Here is a 5,317-nt window from a genome sequence, read left to right on the forward strand (position 1 = left end):
CGGCTACGCGGCTACGCGGCTACGCGGCTACGCGGCTACGCGGCTACGCGGCTACGCGGCTACGCGGCTACGCGGCTACGCGGCTACGCGCGAGATCATCACGGGGCGTGGGGTGCGGGTGGGTGGTCGGGGCGGGGTGTCAGGATGGGGGCTGGTTCCTGGACGGGGATCGTCTGGGAAATGGGGTTCGGATGGCCGCCGACGAGATTGTCGTGACCGGGATCGGTCAGCGCGCGGCCTGGGCCGCCGGTGTGCTGCCGCCGGTCGAGCGGCTGGCCGGGGGGATCTGGTCGGTGCCGGTGCCGATTCCGCGGAGTCCGCTGCGTTACACCCTGTCCTACCTGATCGCCGGCGACGACGGCCTGGTCGTGGTCGACCCGGGCTGGGACAGTGACGAAGGCTGGGCCGCGCTGCAAGCAGGCCTGGTCGCCGCGGGTGCAAAGCAGGAAGACGTGCTCGGCGTCGTGGTCACTCACGTCCACTCCGACCACCATGGACTCTCGGCGAGGCTGCAGAGCGCCGGCACCTGGGTGGCCATGCACCCGGCCGAGCGGGACGCGCTGCAACCGCACGGTCCCGCCGACGGCTGGCTGCGGGCGCACCACGTGCCGGAGGACGAGATCGCCGGGTTGGCCGGCACGATCGGGCAGCATCGACTGTCCGATCCGGCCCAGCCGGACGTGTTGCTCGAGGACGGTGATCCGGTGCCGGTGAAGGGGCGGGATCTGCGCACGGTGTGGACGCCCGGGCACACGCCGGGCCACATCTGCCTCCTCGACGCGGACGCCGGGGTGCTGCTCACCGGCGATCACCTGCTGCCGCGGATCAGCCCGAACATCGGTCTGCAACGGCCCGGTTCGTCGCCGCTCGCCGCGTTCCTGGAGTCCCTGGCGAAGGTGGCCGCGTACGACGAGCTGGAGGCGCTGCCCGCGCACGAGTACCGGTTCCGGGGCATCGCGGCCCGGTCCCGCCGGTTGCGCGCGCACCACGAGCTGCGCTGCGAGGAGATCGTGGCGGCCGTGGAGAGGCTGGGCAGCCCGACGATCTGGCAGCTGGCCGCGAACCTGACCTGGTCACGGCCGTGGGCGGAGATCGGGCCGATGCGGGTCGGCGCGATCGCCGAGACCATGGCGCACGTCCGCTACCTGGCCGACCGGGGCGCGGTGCGCTGGTCCGGAGACGTGGTGGAACGAGCGACCGCCGCCGGCTGACAGCACCGGCGACGGCCGACCACAAGGCCACAAGGCCACAAGGCCACAACGGAAGGTCAGACGACCTTCTTCGACTTCGTGATCGCGGCGGTGATCGCCTCGAGCAGCGGGGCGGCGCCGTTCCAGGAGAAGATCGGGACGGCCTGCCACGGGAAGATCTGGTTGGCCTTGACCGCGGGCAGCGCGTTCCAGGACGGCTTCGAGGTCAGGTCCTTCGGCTGCAGGGTGCCGGTACGGGCGTCCAGGAAGATCACGTCTGCCTGGTACTTGTCGGCGTTCTCCCAGCTCAGCGACTCGTAGTAGTCGGCGCCCTTGACCTCGGGCATGATCAGGTCGACGCCGAGCTCCTTGAAGTACATCAGGTCGGTGCTGACCGCGGCGCTCGAGACGTAGAAGATGTCGGCGGCGCCGGAGCCGAACAGCACCTTGAGGCCACCGGAGGCCTTGGCGGCGGCGGACAGGTCGGTGGCGGCCTTCTCGAAGCGGGCCTTGGCCGCGACGTTCGTCGCCGAGTTCAGGTCGGCGCCCAGCGACTTGGCCAGCTCGGCGTAGCGCTCGATCGGCTTGTTCAGCGGCACGCGGCCGACGGTGATCAGGGCCGACGGGGCGACCGCGAGGATCTTGTCCTTCGACTCGTCCGGGACGTACCAGTACGCGCCCGGGTCGAACTGGTGGGTGACCAGCAGGTCCGGGGTGAGCGCGGCGTACTTCTCGACGGAGAACTCGCCCCACGCGTTGCCGACGATCTCGACCTTGCTGATGTCCAGCGAGCCGGCCTGCGCCTCGGCGGTGCCGTCGGCCTTCTTGGTCTCGCCGAAGACGCCGACGATCTTGTCCTGGAGGCCCAGGTCGACCAGCGCGGCGGCGGTGCCGGTGAACGCGACGATCTTCGACGGGGACTTGTCCGCCTTCAGCTCCTTGGGCTGGTCGTCGGTGAAGGTCCACGGGCCGGCGGCGGCCGAGGCGGCCGGCGTGGACGTGTCGTCGTCCTTACCGCCACACGCGCTCAGGACTGCGCCGGCGGCGACGGCGCCACCGGCCGCGAGCAGGCCACGACGGGACAGGGGCAGGGAGGAAAATGACATGCTCACATCTTTCGCAGGACAGCAGACCGGTCACTCGACCGTGTGGATGGTTAGGCTAACCTAACGAGCCGAACGCGCGTCAACAGGATCCGCCGAAAGCCGACGGGAGCCCACCACTGTCCACCATCGACACCCTCTCCGAACAGCGGGTCAGCCCCGCGCCGCCGGCGGCGTCCCGGCGCTCGGCCCGGCTGGCCGGGCTGCTGATCGCCCTCGTGGTGCTCGCCGCCGTCCTGGTGCTCGGCATCGGGTTCGGCGCGCGTTTCCTGTCCCCCGGCGAGGTGTGGGCCGGGCTCGTCGACTCCGGCTCGCCGTACTACCGGATCGTGCACGAGATGCGGCTGCCGCGGACGCTGCAGGGCCTGATCGTCGGGGTCGCCCTCGGCCTGGCCGGCGCGATCATGCAGGCGCTGACCCGCAACCCGCTCGCCGACCCCGGTCTGCTCGGCATCAACGCGGGCGCCTCGGCCGCGGTGGCCAGCGCCGCGGTGTTCCTGGGCATCGGCACGTTCTCCGGGTACGTCTGGTTCGCCCTGCTCGGCGCCGCGATCGTCACGGCGCTGGTCTACGCGGTCGGTGGCGGCCGGGCGGCAACCCCGGCACGGCTGGCGCTGGCCGGGGCGGCGCTGAACGCGACGCTGTACTCGTACGTGAGCGCGATCATGCTGGCGAACACCGCCTCGATCGAGAAGATGCGGTTCTGGACGGTCGGCTCGCTGGCCAGTGCGGACTTCGACACGATCCGGCGGGTGCTGCCGTTCATCGCGGCCGGTGTGCTGGTCGCGCTGGCCTGCGCCCGCCCGCTCAACGCACTGTCGCTCGGTGACGACGCGGCCAGTGCGCTCGGCGCCCGGCCCGGCCTGATCCGGGTCATGGTGATCGTGGCGGTCACCCTGCTCTGCGGCGCGGCCACCGCGGCGTGCGGCCCGATCGTCTTCGTCGGCCTGCTGATCCCGCACCTGGTCCGCCCGTTCACCGGACCGGACCTGCGCTGGATGCTGCCCTACACGGCGGTGCTCTCGCCGGTGCTGCTGGTCGGCGCGGACGTGCTCGGCCGGGTGCTGGGCAGCCCCGGTGAGCTGCAGGTCGGCGTGGTCACCGCGGTGCTCGGCGGCCCCCTGTTCCTCTACCTGGTGCGAGTGGCCAAATGAACGTCGTCACGCGCCCCCGCGCCGCGGTCGTCGGTGTCGTCGCCCTGATCGGGATGGCCGCGGTGGCCGTGCTCACGCTGGGCACCGGCGACTATCCGATCGCCGCCGGTGACGTGGTGCGGACCCTGTTCGGCCAGGGCACCGTCGCCCAGGCGTTCATCGTCAACGAGCTGCGCCTGCCCCGGGTGATCACCGCGATCCTGGTCGGGATGGCCCTGGCGGCCGGCGGCGCGGTCTTCCAGTCGCTGGTACGCAACCCGCTGGGCAGCCCGGACGTGCTCGGCATCACCAGTGGCGCGGGCACCGCCGCGCTGGCCGTGGTGATCCTCGGCGGCACCAGCACCCAGCTCTCCCTGGCCGCGGTGGCCGGTGGCATCGGCGTGGCCCTGCTGATCCAGCTGATCGGCGGCCGGCGCGGGTTGCACGGGTACCGGTTCATCCTGATCGGCGTCGGGATGACCGCGATCCTCAACGGGATCAGCGGGTATCTGCTGACCAAGGGCGTGCAGATGGAGAACGCCCGGGCCATGCTCTGGCTCACCGGCAGCTTCGACGGCCGGGGCTGGGAGGAGGCGCTCCCGCTGCTCGGGGTGCTGCTCATCGCCGTACCCCTGCTGGTGTTGATCTGTGGTCCTGGCCTGCGGATGCTGGAGATGGGCGACGACATCGCGGCCGGGCTGGGCGTGCCGGTGAAGCGACTGCGCACCGTCGCGCTGCTGGTCGCCGCGATCGTGGTGGCGTGTGCCGCGGCGGCCGCCGGTCCGGTGCAGTTCGTCGCGCTGATCGCACCGAACATCGCCAAGCGGGTCACCCGCGCGCCCGGCCCGAACCTGCTGCCGTCGATGGCGATCGGCGGGCTGCTCACCGTCGGCGCGGACTGGCTGGCCATGCACTCCGGCTATCCGATCCCGGTGGGTGTGGTCACCGGTGTGCTGGGCGGCGGTTACCTCGTCTGGCTGCTGGTCACGGAGCGCAAGGCGGGACGGATCTGATGAACGACCTCGACGAGCAGGAGCAGAGATGACCCGACTCAGCGGTACCGGGATGACGCTGGCCTACGACAAGCGGGTCATCGCCGAGGACCTCAGCGTCGAGATCCCGGACGGCTCGTTCACCGTGATCATCGGGCCGAACGCGTGCGGCAAGTCGACCCTGCTCCGGGCGCTGTCCCGGCTGCTCAAGCCGACCGTCGGCACGGTCCTGCTGGACGGCAGCGACGTGCACACCCTGCCCACCCGGACGGTCGCCAGGACGCTCGGCCTGCTGCCGCAGTCGTCGACCGCGCCGGACGGGATCACCGTGGCCGAGCTGGTGGCCCGCGGCCGCTACCCGCACCAGGGCCTGCTGCGCCGCTGGTCCGCGCAGGACGAGCAGGTGGTCACCGAGTCGATGGCCGCGACCGGCGTCGGCGACCTGGCCGACCGCAACGTCGACGAGCTCTCCGGCGGCCAGCGGCAGCGGGTCTGGATCGCCATGGCGCTGGCACAGCAGACCCCGCTGCTGCTCCTCGACGAGCCGACCACGTACCTCGACATCGCGCACCAGATCGAGGTGCTCGACCTCTGTGCCGAGCTGCACGAACGCCAGGGCCGCACGCTCGTCGCGGTGCTGCACGACCTGAACCACGCGGCCCGCTACGCCACCCACCTGATCGCCATGCGTGACGGCAAGGTGGCCAAGTCCGGCGTGCCCGGCGAGGTGCTGACCGCGGAACTCGTCGAGGACGTCTTCGGCCTGCCCTGCCGGGTCATCGACGATCCGGAGACCGGCACGCCGCTGGTGGTCCCGGCCGCCCGCAAGCGCGTCCCGGCCGCCTGACCCGTCAAGGTCAAGATCTTTTTTTCGTGCGTCCGCCGGCGTACAGATCGTC

The 5,317-nt window shown here is 71.5% G+C and carries 5 protein-coding genes; 4 read left to right on the forward strand and 1 reads right to left on the reverse strand.

Features of this window, described 5'->3' with window-relative positions:
• The first annotated feature begins 191 nt into the window (after positions 1-191).
• Entirely contained in the window at positions 192-1,211 is a 1,020-nt protein-coding gene (locus Apa02nite_RS43750) for an MBL fold metallo-hydrolase (protein ID WP_203830383.1), read from the forward strand.
• Between the two features lie 56 nt (positions 1,212-1,267).
• On the opposite strand, the gene Apa02nite_RS43755 is transcribed toward Apa02nite_RS43750, so the two are convergent.
• The gene (locus Apa02nite_RS43755) at positions 1,268-2,302 is read right to left on the reverse strand and encodes an ABC transporter substrate-binding protein (protein WP_373873092.1); all 1,035 of its coding nucleotides are present in this window, start codon (positions 2,300-2,302) and stop codon (positions 1,268-1,270) included.
• A 110-nt stretch (positions 2,303-2,412) separates the two neighbouring features.
• On the opposite strand from Apa02nite_RS43755, the gene Apa02nite_RS43760 reads away from it, so the two are divergent.
• The 3 genes from Apa02nite_RS43760 to Apa02nite_RS43770 are packed head-to-tail and all read left to right on the forward strand — an operon-like array spanning position 2,413 to position 5,265.
• Positions 2,413-3,447 carry a FecCD family ABC transporter permease gene (locus tag Apa02nite_RS43760; protein ID WP_203830387.1) on the forward strand — a complete coding sequence of 345 codons (1,035 nt, stop codon included), beginning with the start codon at positions 2,413-2,415 and terminating at the stop codon, positions 3,445-3,447.
• Positions 3,444-4,439, forward strand: a complete 996-nt coding sequence (locus Apa02nite_RS43765; RefSeq protein WP_203830385.1) for a FecCD family ABC transporter permease — start codon at positions 3,444-3,446, stop codon at positions 4,437-4,439. Before Apa02nite_RS43760 ends, Apa02nite_RS43765 begins: the two co-directional genes overlap by 4 nt.
• 28 nt (positions 4,440-4,467) lie before the next feature.
• The gene (locus tag Apa02nite_RS43770; protein WP_203830386.1) at positions 4,468-5,265 is read left to right on the forward strand and encodes an ABC transporter ATP-binding protein; all 798 of its coding nucleotides are present in this window, start codon (positions 4,468-4,470) and stop codon (positions 5,263-5,265) included.
• Positions 5,266-5,317 lie beyond the last annotated feature (52 nt).

Origin of the sequence: Actinoplanes palleronii (genome assembly GCF_016862315.1) — a bacterium.
In the GTDB taxonomy this organism is placed as follows: Bacteria; Actinomycetota; Actinomycetes; order Mycobacteriales; family Micromonosporaceae; genus Actinoplanes; species Actinoplanes palleronii.

Bases quoted from the DNA above. Each gene is read 5' to 3' on its own strand.
- Apa02nite_RS43750 (WP_203830383.1), top strand. From the start codon at position 192: ATGGCCGCCGACGAGATTGTCGTGACCGGGATCGGTCAGCGCGCGGCC.
- Apa02nite_RS43765 (WP_203830385.1), top strand. From the start codon at position 3,444: ATGAACGTCGTCACGCGCCCCCGCGCCGCGGTCGTCGGTGTCGTCGCC.
- Apa02nite_RS43770 (WP_203830386.1), top strand. From the start codon at position 4,468: ATGACCCGACTCAGCGGTACCGGGATGACGCTGGCCTACGACAAGCGG.